Source organism: Hyphomonas chukchiensis, from assembly GCF_000682695.1.
Taxonomy (GTDB): Bacteria; Pseudomonadota; Alphaproteobacteria; order Caulobacterales; family Hyphomonadaceae; genus Hyphomonas; species Hyphomonas chukchiensis.
Genome location: NZ_AWFG01000030.1, coordinates 66,523 through 85,341 on the forward strand (window position 1 = coordinate 66,523; position 18,819 = coordinate 85,341).

General features: G+C 59.2%; 23 protein-coding genes. 19 read left to right on the forward strand and 4 right to left on the reverse strand.

The genetic code is table 11. The annotated features are described in order from the left end of the window. Window positions 1–8 precede the first annotated feature (8 nt). Complete coding sequence (locus HY30_RS10685) at window positions 9–575, forward strand: flagellar basal body-associated FliL family protein (RefSeq protein ID WP_034740093.1); 567 nt, start codon at window positions 9–11, stop codon at window positions 573–575. Window positions 576–606: 31 nt separating this feature from the next. Here the strand turns inward: HY30_RS10685 and HY30_RS10690 are convergent, their stop codons facing one another. Together HY30_RS10690 and HY30_RS10695 are read right to left on the reverse strand one after the other, a co-directional pair. After that, window positions 607–1,173: a flagellar hook assembly protein FlgD gene (locus HY30_RS10690; protein ID WP_051615330.1), complete on the reverse strand. Its 567-nt coding sequence runs from the start codon at window positions 1,171–1,173 to the stop codon at window positions 607–609. 10 nt (window positions 1,174–1,183) lie between these two features. Continuing rightward, on the reverse strand, window positions 1,184–2,713 hold the full coding sequence (locus HY30_RS10695; RefSeq protein ID WP_162176935.1) for a flagellar hook-length control protein FliK: 1,530 nt from the start codon (window positions 2,711–2,713) through the stop codon (window positions 1,184–1,186). Window positions 2,714–2,746: 33 nt separating this feature from the next. Between HY30_RS10695 and HY30_RS20200 the strand changes: the two genes are divergently transcribed. The 6 genes from HY30_RS20200 (at window position 2,747) to HY30_RS10725 (ending at window position 6,542) form a co-directional block, all read left to right on the forward strand. Next, entirely contained in the window at window positions 2,747–3,055 is a 309-nt protein-coding gene (locus HY30_RS20200) for a hypothetical protein (protein WP_034740098.1), read from the forward strand. A 107-nt stretch (window positions 3,056–3,162) separates the two neighbouring features. After that, window positions 3,163–3,438, forward strand: coding sequence for a hypothetical protein (locus HY30_RS10705; protein WP_155839303.1), 276 nt, complete (start codon window positions 3,163–3,165; stop codon window positions 3,436–3,438). A 141-nt stretch (window positions 3,439–3,579) separates the two neighbouring features. After that, the gene (locus HY30_RS10710; RefSeq protein WP_034740103.1) at window positions 3,580–4,824 is read left to right on the forward strand and encodes a flagellin; all 1,245 of its coding nucleotides are present in this window, start codon (window positions 3,580–3,582) and stop codon (window positions 4,822–4,824) included. Window positions 4,825–4,893: 69 nt separating this feature from the next. Next, window positions 4,894–5,283: a flagellar biosynthesis regulator FlaF gene (gene flaF, locus HY30_RS19310; RefSeq protein ID WP_081812191.1), complete on the forward strand. Its 390-nt coding sequence runs from the start codon at window positions 4,894–4,896 to the stop codon at window positions 5,281–5,283. Continuing rightward, a complete protein-coding gene (locus HY30_RS10720) occupies window positions 5,283–5,711 on the forward strand; it encodes a flagellar biosynthesis repressor FlbT (protein ID WP_034740104.1) in 429 nt (142 codons plus the stop codon). The genes flaF and HY30_RS10720 overlap by 1 nt, the downstream gene beginning before the upstream one ends. Before the next feature lie 3 nt (window positions 5,712–5,714). Then, window positions 5,715–6,542: a DUF1217 domain-containing protein gene (locus tag HY30_RS10725; RefSeq protein WP_034740106.1), complete on the forward strand. Its 828-nt coding sequence runs from the start codon at window positions 5,715–5,717 to the stop codon at window positions 6,540–6,542. Here HY30_RS10725 and HY30_RS10730 read toward each other — a convergent pair whose 3' ends face one another. After that, window positions 6,543–7,874: a FliI/YscN family ATPase gene (locus tag HY30_RS10730; protein WP_051615334.1), complete on the reverse strand. Its 1,332-nt coding sequence runs from the start codon at window positions 7,872–7,874 to the stop codon at window positions 6,543–6,545. A gap of 91 nt (window positions 7,875–7,965) precedes the next feature. Between HY30_RS10730 and HY30_RS10735 the strand changes: the two genes are divergently transcribed. The 8 genes from HY30_RS10735 to HY30_RS10770 all read left to right on the forward strand — a co-directional run bounded on the left by HY30_RS10735 (window position 7,966) and on the right by HY30_RS10770 (window position 13,571). Next, window positions 7,966–8,322, forward strand: a complete 357-nt coding sequence (locus tag HY30_RS10735; protein ID WP_034740107.1) for a flagellar biosynthesis protein FlgB — start codon at window positions 7,966–7,968, stop codon at window positions 8,320–8,322. A 16-nt stretch (window positions 8,323–8,338) separates the two neighbouring features. Next, window positions 8,339–8,722, forward strand: coding sequence for a flagellar basal body rod C-terminal domain-containing protein (locus HY30_RS10740; protein WP_051615336.1), 384 nt, complete (start codon window positions 8,339–8,341; stop codon window positions 8,720–8,722). 17 nt (window positions 8,723–8,739) lie between these two features. Beyond that, entirely contained in the window at window positions 8,740–9,036 is a 297-nt protein-coding gene (fliE, locus tag HY30_RS10745) for a flagellar hook-basal body complex protein FliE (RefSeq protein WP_034740109.1), read from the forward strand. A 15-nt stretch (window positions 9,037–9,051) separates the two neighbouring features. Next, complete coding sequence (locus tag HY30_RS10750; protein WP_034740111.1) at window positions 9,052–9,315, forward strand: flagellar biosynthetic protein FliQ; 264 nt, start codon at window positions 9,052–9,054, stop codon at window positions 9,313–9,315. Between the two features lie 68 nt (window positions 9,316–9,383). Then, window positions 9,384–11,402, forward strand: coding sequence for an FHIPEP family type III secretion protein (locus HY30_RS10755; protein WP_034740113.1), 2,019 nt, complete (start codon window positions 9,384–9,386; stop codon window positions 11,400–11,402). 17 nt (window positions 11,403–11,419) lie between these two features. Then, a complete protein-coding gene (locus HY30_RS10760) occupies window positions 11,420–12,157 on the forward strand; it encodes a flagellar biosynthetic protein FliR (RefSeq protein WP_241765701.1) in 738 nt (245 codons plus the stop codon). Between the two features lie 8 nt (window positions 12,158–12,165). Continuing rightward, window positions 12,166–13,236, forward strand: a complete 1,071-nt coding sequence (locus HY30_RS10765) for an EscU/YscU/HrcU family type III secretion system export apparatus switch protein (RefSeq protein ID WP_034740115.1) — start codon at window positions 12,166–12,168, stop codon at window positions 13,234–13,236. A gap of 5 nt (window positions 13,237–13,241) precedes the next feature. Beyond that, window positions 13,242–13,571 (forward strand): hypothetical protein, encoded by a 330-nt coding sequence (locus HY30_RS10770; protein WP_034740118.1) that lies wholly within the window; start codon window positions 13,242–13,244, stop codon window positions 13,569–13,571. Window positions 13,572–13,588: 17 nt separating this feature from the next. Here the strand turns inward: HY30_RS10770 and HY30_RS10775 are convergent, their stop codons facing one another. Further along, window positions 13,589–14,422 (reverse strand): 2-keto-4-pentenoate hydratase, encoded by an 834-nt coding sequence (locus HY30_RS10775; RefSeq protein ID WP_051615338.1) that lies wholly within the window; start codon window positions 14,420–14,422, stop codon window positions 13,589–13,591. Window positions 14,423–14,592: 170 nt separating this feature from the next. On the opposite strand from HY30_RS10775, the gene HY30_RS10780 reads away from it, so the two are divergent. The 4 genes from HY30_RS10780 to kduD all read left to right on the forward strand — a co-directional run bounded on the left by HY30_RS10780 (window position 14,593) and on the right by kduD (window position 18,807). Further along, a complete protein-coding gene (locus HY30_RS10780; RefSeq protein ID WP_051615340.1) occupies window positions 14,593–15,993 on the forward strand; it encodes a pectate lyase family protein in 1,401 nt (466 codons plus the stop codon). Between the two features lie 54 nt (window positions 15,994–16,047). After that, window positions 16,048–17,094 (forward strand): LacI family DNA-binding transcriptional regulator, encoded by a 1,047-nt coding sequence (locus HY30_RS10785; protein WP_034740120.1) that lies wholly within the window; start codon window positions 16,048–16,050, stop codon window positions 17,092–17,094. A 94-nt stretch (window positions 17,095–17,188) separates the two neighbouring features. Then, complete coding sequence (gene kduI, locus HY30_RS10790) at window positions 17,189–18,037, forward strand: 5-dehydro-4-deoxy-D-glucuronate isomerase (RefSeq protein ID WP_034740121.1); 849 nt, start codon at window positions 17,189–17,191, stop codon at window positions 18,035–18,037. Between the two features lie 11 nt (window positions 18,038–18,048). Continuing rightward, a complete protein-coding gene (kduD, locus tag HY30_RS10795) occupies window positions 18,049–18,807 on the forward strand; it encodes a 2-dehydro-3-deoxy-D-gluconate 5-dehydrogenase KduD (RefSeq protein WP_034740123.1) in 759 nt (252 codons plus the stop codon). The last annotated feature ends 12 nt before the right edge of the window (window positions 18,808–18,819 follow it).

Sequence of the window (18,819 nt, forward strand, 5' to 3'; positions counted from 1 at the left end):
GTGTCATCATGAAGAACATCATTCCCGCCATTATCGTCATCATATGCATCGTTGCCGGCGGCATCGGAGGCAACTTCCTGAGGACGTCAGGGGGTGGCGCGTCGGCTGGCGCGGAAAAGCATGGCGGCGGGGAAGCGAAATCTTCGCACGGCGAAGAGGCAAAGGGTGGGCATGGCGCATCGGAGCCGGCCAAAGATTCCCACGCCAAGGATTCACATGAAAAAGATTCCCATGGCGGCGGGGGCTCATCGGGCGTTGATTATTTCAAATTCACGCGGGAATTCGTCGTTCCGGTGATGCGCGATGCGCGTGTCGACAGTCTCGTCATTCTGAACATCAACCTTGAAGTTGATTCAAGCATTACGTCGAAGCTTTTCTCAATGGAGCCCAAGATCCGCGACAATATCATGACAACGTTGATCGGGCTGAGTAATGACGGTCAGACGCTGGAAGCCATCTCCAATATCGACAATTATGAATCGATCCGCGCGTCAGTTCTGATGAATCTGCAGAAGATCATTCCCACGGGCATTGAGAACGTGCTCATCGTCGATATGGCCAAGCAAGAGCTTTAGTCAGCCGCGATGTCCATCGCGGCTTCAAGCCCTAGCTCGTGGTAGTGCGCGGCGCGATCGTGCCAGCATATTCATCGCTGATATAGATATCGACGCCGAACTGGTAGTTGCCAGCGGGCGACACCTCGTCCGTTGTCTGGTTTTCCCCGTTCCATGTGAACGATTCCGTTCCTGCTTCCAGTTCCTTGGTCCAGACAGTCTTGCCCGTCTCATCCTTCACCGACAGAACAGCCTTGTCTGCGTTCTCGGGTATATTGACGGCGAAGGGCAGGGGGTTACCCGAGAATGGCTCCCACGTGGACTCCACCGAAACAGTCTGTCCGATCCACTGGCTTGCCGCGATGGCATACAGCTCGTCCATCCGCGCGGCGATCGTCTCAAGACTTGCATTAGACTTAACATCCTGTTCAAGCGATGAGAACGTCGCGAGCTGTTCCACAAACTGCGTGGAATCCAGAGGTGCCAGGGGATCCTGGTTGCGGAGCTGCGCTGTCAAAAGCTGAAGAAAGCTGTTGAACTCCGCGCCCGTTTCAGGCTCCGGCGTCGGGGCCGTTGGCACGTTGGGTGCGTAGGCTGTCGTCCCGCTTACTGTGGTCATGCGCTTATCCTCAGAGTTTGATATTGAGTCCGGCAATGGAATTCGGTCGTGACTGAATGGTGTTTTGGACAATCAGTTCCGGAATTGCGCGCGAAGTCTGCCCGGTGACGTTTCTCTGGGGCGTATTGGCGTCTCGTCCGGTTTGCTGGCCTGAATCCTGCGGGGTGTGGTGTTGTTGGAAGGACATGTTCTCGCTCGACAGTCCCTGGCGCTCCAGCGCATTTACCAGCTCGAAATGCATCAGCCGGAGTTGCCGCATGGCTTCGGGTGTTTCACCAACGATCGTGACGTGCTGCAGGCCATGACTATCGAACTTGAATTCGAGGGAAACGCGGCCGAGTTCAGGCGGATCGAGCTGGATGTGGACGTGGTTCTTCTTCTCGTGCGGTGAAGCCACCGAGTCGGAGAGAATATCGACAACTTCCGCAGGCGTCGCCACGACAAGTGCGTTGGTGGGGGCCATGGCCGGGGGCGTGACGGGCGCGGTGGATTGCGACACGCTTGGGGGCAGTGTACCTGCCGTCATTGCCGCGGCTGAGGGATCGGCAGAGCTGACCTGGTCATGCGTATTCGTAAGCTTGCTTGTGCTGTGTTGCTCTGCTAAAAGTGCCGACAGCGCCGCTGTGTCAGTGCTGTCGCCTTCCAGTGCCGGTATATCAGCCCGGTGCTTTTCAGCCTTTTGCGCCTTCCCATCCGGCGTCGCCTGGGTCTTGTTGGACGTCGGCGCAGGGACTGTCGCCGGTCCTGCCGTATCCGATCGCGATGCGACCGGGCCCGTGTTTTTGGATGCTTTATCCTGTGCAACGCCCACTGCCGTCAGGTTCGATGTGGCGGCAGCGTTTTCGGGTGCGGCCTCTTCTGTGTGGCCTTCGGGCGCCTCTGGTCTCTCGGCCGTCGCCTCAGGCTGCGCAGGCCGTGGTTGGTCTTGTGGTGCTGCGGTACGGGTCAAGGCAGACGTGTTGCCATCTGCCGCAATCGGTTCGGAAGCCTCAGTTTTAACTGGGGCAGGGTTGGGAGACTGCACTGGCGCTGCGCTCATGGCAACGGTTTGCGCTGAATTGCCAGCTGGCAATGCCTTGTCCGCATCGTCGGCCTGAGTCAGATCAGTCAAAATCGGCTCAGCTTCAGCGCCTTCGCTCACTTTGCCTTCAAGAACAATGTCGCTTTTTATGTCGATGGGCATCTCTGCCTCGGGAGTATCGGTCGGTGCCGCTACGTCCTCTGGGCTCTGTTGCCCGATGAGGACTGCTGCGGCTCTTGTCGCTTCAGAAGCCGCGGTCGCCGCAGACGGCTTTTGCGTGTCACTCTCCGGGGTTTCAGTATCGGTCCCGGCAAGCGAGCGCGCAAAATCCGCACCGGTGCCGGACTCTTTGGGCGCGCTGCGGTTGCGCGTGGCATTTTCGCCCGGAGCCAGGGATCGACGCGCGGTGAGGTCCGTTTCAAGAAGGAATGTCATCGCGTGTCCGGTATGGCTGGCATTAACCAAATTAAAACCAAGCCGCGTAAAAAGTAGGTTAACAATTGAAATGATTTTATTCACGACTTGCTCAGTAATCTGAATGCGGAAATTAAAATGGCAGACCCGATAGGTATCCAGCTGGGCGGCGTTTCGTCTCAACCGCCGATAAATCGGACGCCCGTTGAGAAGGGCGCGTCCGATGCTCAGAGCATTGGCCAGAAATTCGAGCAGATGCTTTGGGCGGAGATGCTGTCGCATGCCGGTCTGGAAAAGGCCTTCTCCCAGGGGGGAGGGGAGGCAGCATCCGCGTTCTCGCGTTATATGGTTGAGGCTGTGGCCAAGGATCTCGCCGCCAGCCATCCGATGGGCCTGGCAGCCGCGGTTGAGGCTGACCTCGCCACCAAACCCCTGCGGAGTGAATAGACGTGCCGGCAGATTCCATTCGCGCCAGGGCGACACGCCTACAGGAGATTCTTGCGATCGAGAAGGACATGCTCCTGACAGGCCGCGCCCGGGATGCCGTCTCTCTCATGGATGAGAAGCTCGATGCGATCACTTCGCTCGAAAGTGCGCTTGCCGACCCGGAGATGCGGGCCATGATTGCGGACCATCAGAGCATCCTGCAATCAATTGCCCTATCTGCAAGTGAGAACGCGGCCCATTTCGTTGCTGTTCGAAATGGTCTTCGCCATGCGATTGATCGCCTTCAGTCCCTGCATGCCAGCGCCTATGTCGGCTCATACGGCCGCGACGGTGGTAAAGTTCCTTTTACGGAAGTTACCGGACAATTCCGCAAAAAGGCCTGATTGGTTAACTCTATTTACACACTAGGACCCTATCAGTGGTTGGACTGACCAAAGAATGGTTAGGTGATTTTCACTGTCAGGACGACGCGTGTTTGATCAATCCATGAGATGCTCATGGAAAAAAATCTGAGGTAACATACTGTGTCCAGTATTCTGACAAATAATAGCGCCATGGTTGCGCTCGATACGCTGCGCAACATCAATAAAAATCTTGCGTCCGTACAAAACGAAATCTCGACCGGCAAGAAAGTGTCGTCCGCCAAGGACAACGCGGCCATCTGGGCTATCTCAACCGTGATGTCGACTGATGTCGAAAGCTTCAAGACAATTTCCGACTCGCTGAACCTCGGTTCATCGACGGTTGGCGTTGCCCGTTCGGCCGCCGAAGCTGTCACCGAGAACCTGCAGTCCATCAAGAACCTGATCGTTTCGGCTCAACAGAGCAACGTTGACCGCGACAAGATCCAGGCTGACATTGATGAGCTGACCAAAGGCATCCAGACCAGTGTTTCCGGTGCCCAGTTCAACGGCCTGAACCTGCTTGATGGCAGCTCTTCGGCTGATGTTGACTTCCTTGCTTCGCTTGATCGCTCTTCGAGCGGTACGGTTTCGGCGTCCTATATAAGCGTCGGTCGTCAGGACCTGTCGCTGAGCAACTCGGCGACAGCTGCCACCTTTGGTACGACTGCAAACGCTGACCAGACGATTATTGATTCTGGTGTGAACTCCGGCACGGCAACTTCCGCTGCTGCTGGCGGCACGCTCGACATCGCCATCGCGTCGGTTGCTGATGGCAACAGCTATCGCATCCTTCTGAACGACTCGGCTACCAATAACACACTTGGTCAGCGTACGTTCGAATACGTTGCGGGTTCTTCGGACAGCGCTGACTCGGTTGCTGCAAATCTGGCCAACCAGATTTCTACATACCTCTCGGCGACAGGTGAGACGAACTACTCTGTCTCGCGTACAGACGGCACCATCACGATCGCCAACGCTTCTGGTGCGGCACTTGCCGTCACAGCGACAGCGACGACGGGCGGCACCGCCGGTACGTCGACGGGTGGCCTTGGCAACCTGGCCACGATCGATGTCACGACGGATGCGGGCGCAACAGCCGCTCTGACAGCCATCGAAGGCCTTCTGCAAACGTCGATCGACGCTGCATCGGCTCTTGGTTCGTCGCAGAAACGCATCGAGAACCAGGGCGAGTTCGTGAACAGCCTGGTCGACGCAATGACGACAGGTATCGGTGGTTTGACCGATGCCGACATGGAAGCAGCTTCTGCTCGCCTCCAAGCGCTTCAGGTTCAGCAGCAACTCGGTGTTCAGGCGCTTTCGATCGCCAACTCTGCACCGCAGCAGCTTCTGTCGCTGTTCCGCTAATACGACTATCCGACCCGGGCGTGGGACGCGCCCGGGTCACCCCATTACTAAGGTGTTCAGGAGGGCGCTTTGCAACATTTGGCATTCAGGGCTTACGGCGAAGTCCAACAGCGTACCGCCGGTCCCAAAGAGATCGAGTTATCTCTCTTCCGCCAGATTACCGAAGCGCTTGAGGCTGTTGCGGCAGCTGAGACGCCGCCGCTAGAAGCATGGGCCGATGCGCTCTATCGTAATCAGCAGCTCTGGACCATTGTCGCGACCGATCTGGTCAATCCGGACAACACACTTCCCGAAGAAACCAAGCGCAACCTTGTTTCGCTTTCCCAGTTCGTTCGCCAATGCAGCAATCGCGTGCTGGCCGGAAACGACGGAATCGCCGACCTCATTGATATCAACAAAAGTATCATCGCCGGTCTTTCGGGTATTCCTGTGTCGACAGTGACAGAGGAGGCCGCCTGATGTCTGGTCTCGTCCTAAAAATTGCGCCCGGCGAGCGCTTTATCGTTAACGGCGCTGTGCTCGAGAACGGCGACAAGCCGGCGCGCATCCGCATTGCCGACGGCGATGCGCGCGTCTTGCGGTGCCGCGATGCCCTGTTGCCGGAAGACGTCAATACGCCGGTCAAGCAGGTCTATTATGCTGTGCAGCTGCTGATCACTGGCGATCTGAAAGAGGCAGACACGCTGCCCGCCATTGATGACGCCTGTTCAAAACTTCTTGATGTTTTCCGCGCGATCGATCCTGAAATGGTGCCGATGCTCCGCTCCATGATCAATCGCGGAAATTACTATTCTGCGCTCTGCCACATGCGCCAGATGCTGATTCTGGAAGGTCAGTTGCTGGCGCGCGCCAGTTCATCCACTTCCTCGGACACGAAGGTCGCTTAACTTATGTTCCAGCCCGTCATTCCCCTGAGTGGAAACAGCGGATGGAAGTTTCTGGAAGCGACCTATGACCGCCAGCTGAAGTCTTATACCGACTCGCCGCAGGTGCAGATGGATCGTGACTATCTGATCGAAAAGTTCTCCCAGCCCGTGGCCGTTGAGGATTTTCTCAAGGACACGCGCCTTCTGCGTGTCTCACTCACAGCCTTTGATCTTGGCGGTGAAGAGTGGAAGCGTGGTTTCATCGATAAGGTGCTGAGCGAAGTATCTGATCCTGACAGCACATTCCTCACCAGGCTGAATAATCCGAAGTACACCGCCTTTGCGAATGCGATGAAGCCTGTGGATGGTAAGATCACCCTGACGCCAGCGGCGGTTTTGGCCATGGCGACGCAGTACGAGTCAGCTGCGTTTGAGGCTGCGGTCGGCGAGGTCGATGATAACATGCGTATCAGCCTCAACTACAAGTCCGAAATCGGCAGCATCGTCGGCTCCAGCTCGAGTGAATCGGCCAAGATCTATCGTATGCTGGCCAACGTGCCCGTGCGCACCTTGCTTGAGGGCGCGATGAATCTCCCTTCGGATATCCGTAAGCTGCCTATCGAGCGTCAGGCCGACATCTTCAAGGAACGGCTCCAGAGCACGTTCGGTATCAGTGACGTGTCCGAGCTTGCCTCACCGGAAATTATCGACAAGGCCATCCAGAGATTCCATGTGATGCGATCGATTAACGAGGGCATCTCAAACTACTCGCCTGCTTCCGCGGCCCTGACGCTATTGGGGAATGGTCTCGGCAGCCAGAGCAGCGAGAACCTGTTCCTCAGCCTGCTCTGATCAGGATGGCACGGCCTGTACCGGGGCCGCTTGAGTTTCAACTGAAAGTATGGCGCGTAATTGCGCAAACGCATCGCTAATGCCAGCGTTGCTGCGTCTGGCGGCGTAACCGTCCAGCGCCTGAAATAATCCGATCGCGCGGTCCGCTTCAGCATCCTTGCCGGGCTCATAAAGATTGGCCCGCAACATCGGCGACACTTCCTCATACAGGGCCAGCATTCTGCGGGCGTCGCGGATCAGTACATTCTCATCATCGGTAGCCGCATGCGGCAGGCTGCGCGACACGCTTCGTAGGATGTCGATGGCCGGATAACGACCGCGCTCGGCAATCTCGCGCGAGAGGATGATATGCCCATCAAGAATGCCGCGGATCATGTCGGCCACGGGCTCTTCCATGTCGGATCCCGCAACGAGCACTGAATAGATCGCCGTAATATCTCCCTTGCCGTCCGTGCCGGGACCAGTTCGCTCGGCTAGTTCGGCGATCACCCGCACAGTCGACGGCGGAAAGGCATTGAGCGCCGGTGTCTCGCCGGCGAGCAGGGCGGTTTCCCGGTGGGCTTCGGCAAAGCGTGTGATGGAATCGAACAGGAACAGCACATTGCGGCCCTGATCGCGGAAATGTTCGGCGGCTGCCATGGCGCAATAGGCAGCGCGCTTCTTCGCGCCGGGAGGCTCGCTTGCCGTTGCTGCCACGACGACCGTTTTCGACATGATCGCGGCCGGCAAGATATTGCGGACAAACTCGTTCACTTCCCGGCTGCGTTCGCCGATCAGCGCGATCACGACGACATCTGCTTCCATGCCCCCTGCAAGCGATCCCAGAAATGTGGACTTGCCCACGCCTGATCCCGCAAACAGGCCAAGCCGCTGGCCACGGCAGATCGGCAGCATCGTATCGGTCACCATCCAGCCCGAGTCCAGGCGGGGCCCTATGCCGCGCCGATCATGGGCGGGCAGCGCGGACGCATGCAGCCGTCTGCCTGCAGAATGGCCGTTGGAGAGCGATTCGCCCTGTCCTGTAATGTCTCCGCGATAGTTAATGATCTGTCCGAGCCAATGGTCGCTCGGATTGACCCTAGCTTCCTGTTCGATCTGCACTGGGTCCCCGATGCGAATGGCATCGCAAGGCGAAAACAGCAGGGCCGTGACACTATCCCCGGACACATTGAGTATCTCTCCCAGAACCTTAATGCCCGGTTTTTCTATGACAATTTCATTTCCGACGCCGGCGAGCTCGCTGACGCCGGCAACTTTTATCATGCCGGGTGCCACATCGGTGACGGTGCCCCATAGACGATAGAGATGAAGTGAAGCGGGAGAAACCTGCATGGGGAGCGCTCTAAACCTTCATCCTAAATTAACGGTTTCCTTAATATAGATTACCAAATCTTGTGATGGGGTTAACCAAAAGGGGCAGGTCATGATTTCAGAACTTCCCATGTTCCAGATCCTGAGCGCCATGGCTCGCCATGCGGCGGAGAGCCAGAAGGTGAGCGCGACCAATATCGCGCACGCCGACCAGCCGGGATACAAGGCCGCTCAAATTGAATCGTTCGACACCTTTCTTGATCGCGTCCGCATGGGCAGCGAATCCGGTGGCCTGAACGGAACCTTCCGCACAGAGGCCGCTGACACGCCCGCCGCGCCCAATGGCAATACGGTCAGCCTCGAGCAGGAATTGTTTAATTCAGCCGACGCCATGGGCCAGCACCAGATGGCCCTGACGGTCTATACCAAATCGCTCGACCTGCTTCGCACCGCTATCGGCAAGAGATGAGTAAGGAGGAACAGACATGAATCCCCTCAAGGCAGTCATGCAACAAGCCGTCGCCGGTATGGGGCTCGAATCGCGCCGTATCACGGTCGCGGCCGAGAACATCTCCAACGTCGACACGCCCGGCTACCAGAAAAAACTTCTCGCCATGCAGCCCCAGATCGGAGGCGCAGACTCGTTTGCGGCGATGAAGGAAATTCTCGACGAGACACCCGGCGAGCGCAACTACCAGCCCTCGCACCCGATGGCCGACCAGGACGGTTACGTCACCATGTCGAACGTGTCGCTGGTCATGGAAATGGCTGACATGCGCGAAGCCAACCGAACCTATGAAGCCAACTTGAACGCGTTCCAGCAGGCGCGTTCCATGTATTCCTCGCTGCTCGATATTCTGCGTCGCTAGGGAGGCGATCGACACCCATGTCCACAGTCAGTTTCAACGCCTACACTGCGCTCAACACAACCCGGCCCGCCGATGGCGCGCAGTCCGCCGGCAAGGCCGATGCGGCCAAGAACCCTGTCGCCGAAGGCATTTCCGATTTCCGTACGGCGATGCAGCAGGCGGAACAGTCCACCATGCAGACCGCTGTTGCGGGCGCCGACCCGCACGCGATGGTGGCTGCCCTGGCCAATGCCGAGCTGATGCTGGATGCGGCTGTCACCATTCGTGACAAGGTTGTCGAAGCGTATCAGGAACTTCTGCGGATGCCTGTCTAGGCGTGGGAGTAGGCCGTGTCGGAAGCTGAGGTCTTTGAGGTCTTGCGGGCCCATATCTGGGCGGCCGCGATGATGGCCATGCCTATTCTTGTCGCCACCCTGATCGTGGGTTTCGCGATTGGCCTCCTGCAGGCGCTGACATCCATCCAGGAAATCACCCTGACGTTCATCCCGAAGATCCTCGTCGTCGTGATCGTGTTTTTTCTTTCGCTCGGATACATGACCAGGATCTGCCTTGACCTGTTCAATAATTCGGTACTGCCGCTGATTGCCCGATAGGTTCCATAGTGCACACTTCCATTCTCTACGGATTGTCCAGGCCAACATCCCTGTTGGCGATTGGCCTCATGCTGGTGATCCTGGTGATGATCCTGCCGGTTCCGGCATGGGTCATGGATGTCGGTCTGACGCTGTCCTTCGCCTTCGCCATCCTCATCTTCGCGACAGCCGTGTTCATCGAGCGCCCGCTCGATTTCTCGTCCTTCCCGAGTGTGCTCCTGGCCTCGCTGATCCTGCGCCTCGCGCTCAACGTGTCATCGACCAAGCTGATCATCGGCGAGGGACATACAGGCACGCATGCTGCGGGCGGGGTCATCGAAGGCTTCGCCATGTTCATCATGGGCGGCAACCTGTTTGTCGGTCTTGTGGTCTTTGGCGTGCTCGTGATCGTCAATTTCATGGTCATCACCAAAGGTGCGGGCCGTATGGCGGAAGTCGGCGCACGCTTTGCCCTTGATGCCATGCCGGGCAAGCAGCTCGCCATCGACTCCGACCTTGCTGTCGGTGCCATCACGCATGAAGAAGCCAAGATGCGCCGCCAGCGCGAGCAGGAAGAGGCTGGCTTCCTCGGCTCCCTCGACGGTGCCTCGAAATTCGTGAAGGGTGATGCCATCGCCGGCCTGATGATTACCGCGCTCAACCTCGTCGCGGGCATCGGCATCGGGCTCACGGTCCACCATCTCAGTTTCTCGCAGGCACTCAGCAATTATTCGATCCTGACGGTTGGCGACGGTCTTGTCTCCCAGGTTCCGGCGGTCATCGTGTCGGTTGCCTCGGCGCTGCTCCTGTCCAAGGGCCGCGAAGAAGGCGCGATCGACCTTGCGCTGCTCGCCCAGCTCGGCAACAACGTCGCCGCCCTGATGATCGTGGCCGGCATCCTCTTTGTCTTCGCGCTCTTTCCGGGCCTTCCTTTCATTCCCTTCATGGTGGCGTCTGCCGGATTTGCGGCGGCCTCGTTCTTCGTGCGCAAACAGAACCGCGCAAAGCGGGATGCCAAGGAAGAGATCATCGAAGACGAAGCGCCAAAAGCAATCGTGTTCGGCGACTCCATCCATGCCGACGAAATCCATCTGGAAGTCGCGCCAGACCTCGTGAACCTTGTCCTGATCGGCGAGAACGGATTCGAAAGCCGTATCCACAAGATCCGCCGCTACATCGCGGAAGAATATGGCTTCGTGCTGCCGCCGATCCGCATGACAGACAACCCGACCCTCAAGAAGAATGACTATCGCATTCGTATCCAGGGCGTCCGGATTGATTCCGGCATGCTGCGGCCCGGGTCCATTCTGGCTCTGATGGAAGACGACCAGCAGCCTCACCTACAGGGCGAGAAGGTCAAGGAGCCAGTCTACAAGGCCGCCGCCCGCTGGCTCCCCAACAGCAAGAAGCAGGAGCTGGCCGCGACCGGCATTCCCGTTGTCGAGCCCATCGAAGTGCTCGCAACGCACATGCTGGAAGTCATCCAGTCCAATTTCTCGCTCGTGTTCACGCGCATGGTCCTGCTCGATACGCTCGATGCCCTGACCACGGTCAGCGACAATGACCGGGCCGCTTCCAACCGCCGCTTCCTTGACGAGTACATTCCCACCAAGGTCACGCCCGAACTTCTCCTGTCAGTGGTCCGCCTCCTGCTTGAAGAGCGCGTCTCCATTCGCAACCTGTTCCTCATCATCGAGACCATTGCCGAAGCCAAGACGTCGAACCCCGGTCTGCCGCGCATGGTCGAGCTTGTTCGCCAGCGTCTCGCCTTCCAGATTGTCGACCGGCTCCAGGATGACCAGGGTCGCTTGCCGCTCGTGCAGCTCTCGACCGCCTGGGAGCAGAAGTTCACGCAGTACGAAGTCGCCGGCGAGAATGGCAGCAGCGATATTGCCCTGCCACCCGAAATGTTCGGCGAATTGACGAACGAGGTTCAGACAAAGCTCAATGAAGCGGCCAAGAAGGGCGTTATGGCCTCCGTCGCGACCTCGTCGCGCCGACGCCGCTTCCTGCAGACCGTGCTGGCCAGCAAGGGTATCCGCAACTCCGTCCTCGCCTACGAGGAAATCAGCGCCAAGACCAAGCCCTATATAATCGGCGTGGTCTGATGGAGGCATTGGCACCATTGGCAGGCCCCCTGGCTGGTTGGCTGGGCCTGTACATGGTTGTCATTGCGCGGCTGTCCTTTGTCGTTTTCCTCATGCCGGGGCTCGGTGAACAGGCCATTCCGGTGCAGATGCGCCTTGTTGTCCTCCTGTCCATATCGATGGCCCTGGCAACAACCGGCGTCATCGGCGTGCCGGTCACATGGCCGCTCTCGAGCTATGCGGCGGTTCTCTTCAGCGAGTTGACCATCGGTTTCTGCCTTGGGGTCACCCTGCGCGTCACGATCTGGATGCTCAGCATCGCCGGCACGATTATCTCGCAGTCTATCGGTCTGTCACAGCTCCTCGGTGTCGCCATGGAGCATGAGGCGCAGACCATGGCGGCCAATCTTCTCTCGCTGGCAGGCGCAGCGGTTCTCCTGTCCGCAGACTTTCACATCAGCGTCGTGGCAGCCCTCTTGCGTCTCTATGGAGAGATACCGGTTGGCGCCCTCTGGTCACTGGATATGCGCATGCTGGTCGACCAGTGTTTCTCGGCCATTGGCTTTGCCGTGCTGCTCGCCTGGCCCTTTGTCGCGGTGAACCTGCTCTACAATATCTGCCTCGGCTTCATCAACAAGGCGCTGCCCCAGCTGATGGTTGCCTTTGTCGGTGCACCGCTGTTGATTGGCGGCGGCATGCTGTTTCTCGCCCTTTCGATCATCGGCCTTCTGGTCGTCTGGAAAGAGCGCGTCATCGATGTCGTGGGATGGATGTGAGCTAGGCCATGGCAGAGGAAAACGATAGCGGCGAAAAGGAATTTGACGCCACCGAGGCGAAGCAGCGCCAGGCGCGGGAAGAGGGCAACGTCCCGCAGTCCAAGGAGGCCAACGCGCTCGCCCTGATCGTGGGCATTCTCATTGCGGGTGTCGTCCTGCAGTTCACAGTTGGCAACGCGGTTTTTACCGACTTCTCATCAATCCTCTATCACGCTGATTCCTTTGCGAGCGACGTCTTTGACTCGGGTGGTGGCGAAACGCGCAGTTGGCTTTCAGGCACGCTGATTCACTTCTCCCTGATCTATCTCCTGCTCGCCGCCGTCGTTCTGATATCGCTCGTCATCCAGCGATCGATTTCCTTCTCGTTCAAGAAGATAAAGGTCGATGCGAAGAAGATTTCGCCGGTCGAGAATCTCAAGAAGCGCTATGGCACGCGCGGCCTGACAGACTTCCTGAAAGACACGTTCAAACTGTTCATTGCCGGCGTCATCGCCGTTCTGTTCCTGGCGCAGCTTGCCAAGGATTACTATGCCAGCAGCGCCATGCAGATGGACCAGTTCGCGATGTTCACTTTTAGCCAGGCGATGAAGCTCATCATCTGGTTCCTCGTCTTTCAGCTTCTCCTGGCTGCCATCGACTTGCCGCTCCAGCAAAGGCTGCACAATAACAAGCTGAAGATGTCGCGCGAGGAAATGAAGAAGGAGATGAAGCAGAGCGAGGGCGACCCCCAACTCAAGCAGCAACGCCGTCAGGCAGGCGCCAAGATCGCGCGCGGCCAGATGATGCAGAACGTCAAGACGGCCACGGTCATCATGGTCAACCCCGAACACTATGCCGTGGCCTTGCGCTGGAATCCGGACGAAGGCCTCGCGCCGGTCTGCGTTGCCAAGGGCGTCGACCATCTCGCCGCCAAGATCAGGGAGCTTGCCATGGCAAACGACGTTCCGATCTTCCGGGATCCGCCGACAACCCGCTCCATCTACAAACTGGTCGAAATCGATGGCGAAATCCTGCCCGAACACTTCGCTGCCGTTGCGGCGGCCATCAACTTTGTGGAGCGCGTGCGCAAGCACATGTAGTCAGAATGGCCCGTCGCAAACCCGATCTTCAGAAACTCGTCTCCCTGAAACGCCAGAAGGCCGAGCAGGCCTATCTCGCCGCCCAGCAGGCACATGCTGGCGCCGAGTCCGAACGTGAGCGCCTAGCAGACGGTCTCAAGGCGATGGATCACACCATAACCGATGTCGATTCCCTGATCCTGTCACACCAGCAGGGCCATGCCCGCAAACTGATCCGCGACATCGGCGTGCAACATGAGCGCGTGGATGAAGAGGCGCGTCAGGTCCGCTCGGCGCGGGACGTGCTCCAGCGGGCTTTCGATTCAGAACAGCGCCTGAAGAAGTCGAAGGAATAGCCGACAGCCGCGAGGGGCTATCGGTCCTCTTCGCCTGCAGCCGCCGTCCACGGGCCCGCCTGTGTCAGTCGCACCTTTATGTCACGTGCGCCCGCAGCCTTCACCACCGCCGTCTGCGAAATCCCGGCCACATGCACGCCGGTGATGGCGCCCGTGGAAATCGGCGCGCCCTTGCGCAGGGGCAGGCCGCGCCGGGCGGCGTTTTCCAGCATGAAGCGGAACGACTCGATCGGCCCGCCGGGTATGCTGTCCGGCGTGGCTGTCCCGAGGCTGACGCCATCCAGCAATGTTTCGAAACGCCATTCATGCGTCGCCAGTCTGTGCCAGTTGGGGATTTCATCACCGATGACGAGCCCGAAATTGTTGCCGAAATCGGAAATGGTCACCAGCGGTCCGAAATCATTGATGCCGGGAAACGGGCTGGAGGCGATTTCGATCCCGGCATGGATCGCGCCGATCAGTTCGATCGCTTCATCGCGCGTCCAGTCTGTCTTATCGGCCGGCGCATCGTCCCCGGCAATGATCACGCACTCGCCCTCGACCGCTGCAAAGCCACCCAGGAACACCGGCATGTCGATGCAGGAATCCCCAGCGACAACGATCTGGCTCGGGAAGATCGGGCCAGCCAGGCGGTCCGTCCCGTAGCGGCCTATGTCATCCCCATTGATGCGGCCCACTTTCCAGCCAGACACGGGTTCCGGCCAGGCCTTGATCGCCTGGTCCTGTATCGCATAAGCGACGGCAGGGGCCTCCGGCATGCCGCCCGGATAGGTCGCGATGGCCTGTGCCGACAGGCGGGCCTGCACGAAGACGGATGCAGGGTCGGCGGCCGATCTGGAAAATTCTGTCACGCGTTCTCTCAACTTCTCATCGGATGGTCGACTAAGTTCATTCTCGGGCTGGACACTATAGGAAACCGGTGTCATTTACAAATAGCGATAAGACGGGTTTGCGCAATCTGCAAACGAAATGGAGTTTGGCGGTGTAAAAAACACAAAGCCGGGCACAGGGAGAGAACACGATGATTTCCACCAGAATGCTTTCACGCCACGCACTGACGGCCCTCGTCGGAAGCATGGCCATCATGCTTGCCGGCTGCACGGGAATGGGTGCTGCGGCCGATACGCGCTCGGATCTGGCCACAGTCGCAGCTGAGGCGTCCGCGCCGAAAGCGCCCTGGATGGGCCCGCTTGGCTGGGCCGCGAGCACGAAAGGCGGCGCTGGTGGGGAAGTCATCCGCGTCACAACTCTGGCGGGCAACGGTCCGGGTTCCCTGCGCGCCGCGCTGGAGGCTGACGGTCCCCGCATTGTTGTCTTCGAGGTTGGCGGTGTCATCGACATGGGCGATCACGAAGTGATTGTCAGCAATCCCTACCTCACAGTTGCCGGCCAGACGGCACCTTCGCCGGGCATCACCATCATCCGCGGCGGCCTCACCGTCAAAAGCCATGATGTCATCATCCAGCACCTGCGCATCCGCCCCGGTGACATGGGCGGCGCCTATATGAGCGGGCGCGATATCGACGCCTTCACCACCGTTTCAGCACATGATGTCATCGTCGATCACTGCACGCTTTCCTGGGCGACAGACGAGAACATGTCAGCCTCCGGCGCGCGCTTCACGGGCGAGACGCCTGCCGAGTGGCGCGAAGGCACGTCCCACCGCATCACCTTCTCGAACAATCTCGTCTCCGAAGGTCTCTCGCACGCGACCCATGCAAAAGGTGAGCACTCAAAAGGCTCCCTCATCCATGACAATGTCAGCGACATCCTGATCTACGGAAACCTCTACGCCCACAATTACGAGCGCAGCCCGCTCTTCAAAGGCGGTGTGCACGGCGCGATCATCAACAACTTCATCTATGATCCGGGCCAGCGGGCCATTCACTACAACCTTCAGGAGCTTGAGTGGGGTGCCATACCGCATCAAGCAGGCCGCATGACGGCCATTGGCAATGTCATGCGTGCCGGGCCGTCCACGGTGAAGGGCCTGCCGATGATCATGATCGGCGGCGACGGCGACCTTGATCTCTATGCTCGCGACAATATCTCGGTCGACCGCTGGGGCGGGGACGCTCCGCTGATGGGCCGCTATACAACAGGTCGGGCGAAGATCGTCGCGGCCGAGGCGCCATTGGACATGCCCGAAGGCCTCCAGCCCATGCCCGCCCGCGATGTTGAGCGCTATGTGCTGGCCAATGTCGGTGCCCGTCCATGGGACCGGGACAAGCATGATGTCCGCGTGCTGGCCGATGTCGCCGAGGGCCGCGGCGAGATCATCGACAGCCAGGAACGGGTCGGGGGCTATCCCGATTACGCGCCCACACAGCGCGCTTTCGATCCCGCAATGTGGGACATGGAGACCCTTCAGCCGAAGACTCCCGAGGCCCTCGATGACGGGTCAAAAGCACACGGCACTTGAGTTTGTCACCACGACTAGGGCAAATGTCCCCCTTGGGTGGTGAAAGCACAGGTCATGACGGAAAACACACGTAAACCGAAAGACGCGAAGGATCGCGCCCAGGTCACGATCATCGACATTGCCCGCATGGCAAATGTGTCGAAGAAGACTGTTTCGCGTGTGATCAACAAGTCACCGCTCGTGCGCGAGGAAACCCGCGAGATCGTCAACAAGATCATTGCGGAAACCGGCTTCACGCCCAACCCGCAGGCGCGGGCGCTCGCCTTTCGCCGGTCCTTCCTGATCGGGCTCGTCTATGACAATCCGAGCCCTCAATATGTCGTCAACATGCAGCGCGGCATTCTTGATGCGCTGGACGAGACGAGTTTCCAGCTTGTCCTGCGCCCCTGCGACCGGGCCGACGCCAATTATCGCGAACGGGTCGAATCCTTCGTCATCCAGCACAAGCCCTATGGCCTCATCCTGACGCCGTCCGTGTCGGAGGATGACGAGCTGGCCGCCATGCTGCGCGATCGCAATTGCGATTATGTGCGGATCGCCTCGGTAGAGATCGACGATGCCTCGCGGATGGTGCGCACGCATGATGCCCAGGGCGCTGAACTTGCGGCCCGTCACCTGGCAGAGCTTGGCCACACGCGCATCGCCCATATTCACGGGCCCAACACGTTCCGCTCGACCCATGAGCGCATGGCAGGCTTCCGGAAGGGCCTGGCCGATTTTGGTCTTTCGCTCGATCCGAAACTGACCCTTGAGGGCGCCTATACGTTCGATTCGGGCGTCGAATGTGCGACAAGGCTGCTCAGCCGTCCTGACCGGCCAACGGCCGTTTTTGCCGGCAATGATGAAATGGCCGTCGGTGTCTATGTTGCGGCGCGCAAGGCGGGCCTGCAGATTCCAGACGATGTCTCGATTGTCGGCTTCGATGACACACCCATTTCGTCACGGATCTGGCCGCCAATGACCACGGTGCGCTCGCCTATCCGCGATGTCGGACGTGTCGCGGCCCTGCGGCTCATCCAGGCCGAAGAAGACGAAAAAACGCAGGCGCCCGGTGCCTTTGCCCTCGAATTGATCGTCCGGGAGTCGACGCAGGCGCTTTAGGTCCTTTCATCCGGTTGCAACCGGCAAGACCGGGTGTTATGACACCGGTTACCAATGCCGGACAGGCAAGACAGAAACTCCAGGAGGACCTCCCATGTTCAACAAGGTTTATCACGCGACCCACCCCGACATGATGGACGGTGTCGAGAATGAGAAACTGCGGGAGCGCTATGTCGTTTCAAGCCTGTTCGCGCCGGATGAAGTGAACCTCAACTATTCCCACAATGAGCGTTTCGTCATCGGCGGCGCCATGCCCGTCAAAGGCAGCGTTGTCCTGCCGGCTCAGACCGAGCCGGAATCGGCCAAGGGCCATCCCTTCCTGGAGCGCCGCGAACTTGGCATCATCAATGTCGGCGACGGCTCGGGCTCGGTTACAATCGACGGCGAAACCCATCCGCTCATTTCGCGTGACGGTCTCTATGTGCCCATGGGCACCAGGGATGTCGTCTTTGCCTCCGACGACGCGTCGAACCCCGCCAAGTATTACCTCGTCTCCACCCCCGCCCACGCCCGCTACGAAGTCGCCAAGATCTCCATCGACAAGGCCGTCCCGCTTGAGCGCGGATCGCTCGCGGAAAGCAATGAGCGCACGATCTACCAGTTCATCGTTCCGGCCACGGTCAAATCCTGCCAGCTCCTGCTCGGCCTAACCGTCCTGAACACGGGCAGCGTCTGGAACACGATGCCGCCCCATCTGCATGATCGCCGCTCGGAAGTGTATTTCTACTTCGGCCTCGGCGAGCATGACCGCGTCTTCCACTTCATGGGCGAGGAAGACAAAATGCGCCACATCGTGATGGAGAATGACGAGGCCGTGATCTCGCCGCCCTGGTCCATCCATATGGGTTCGGGCACCAAGTCCTATGCCTTCATCTGGGCCATGGGCGGGGAAAACCTCGACTATACCGACCTGAACGTGCTCGATATCTGCCAGCTGAAATAGGCGGACACATCATGGGCAATCCCTTCGATCTCTCCGGCAAGGTGGCCCTGGTGACCGGCGCCAATACGGGCCTCGGGCAGGGCATTGCCGTCGCGCTGGCCGAGGCGGGCGCCGATGTCTGCCTCGTCGGCCGCTCGGCGCCGGATGAGACAGTGGCGAAAGTCACTGCGCTCGGCCGTAAGGCGCATGTCATCAGCGCCGATCTTGGCTCGGCGGATCATGTCGCAGATATCGTCGCTGAAACGAAGTTGGCATTCGGTCGCGTGGACATTCTCGTCAACAATGCCGGCATCATCAAGCGCAACGATTCCATCGATTTCACCTTCGAGGAATGGGACAGCGTGATGAACGTGAACCTCCGTACCCTGTTCTTCCTCTCGCAGGCCGTCGCCCGCGAGATGATCGCGGCAGGGCGGGGTGGCAAGATCATCAACGTCGCCTCGATGCTCTCCTTCCAGGGCGGCATCCGCGTGCCCTCCTACACGGCCTCGAAAAGCGGGGTGGCAGGCCTTACCAGGATCCTCGCCAATGAATGGGCGAAGCACGGCATAAATGTGAACGCCATCGCCCCCGGCTATTTCGCCACCAATAACACGGCCGCCCTGCAGGCCGACGAAACACGCAACGCCGAAATCCTCGGCCGCATCCCGTCCGGCCGCTGGGGCGACCCTTCGGATCTTGGCGGCGCTATTGTGTTTCTGGCGTCCCGGGCGTCTGACTATGTTCAGGGCATCACCCTGCCGGTCGATGGCGGCTGGCTCGCCCGCTAGGCAAAGGCGCAC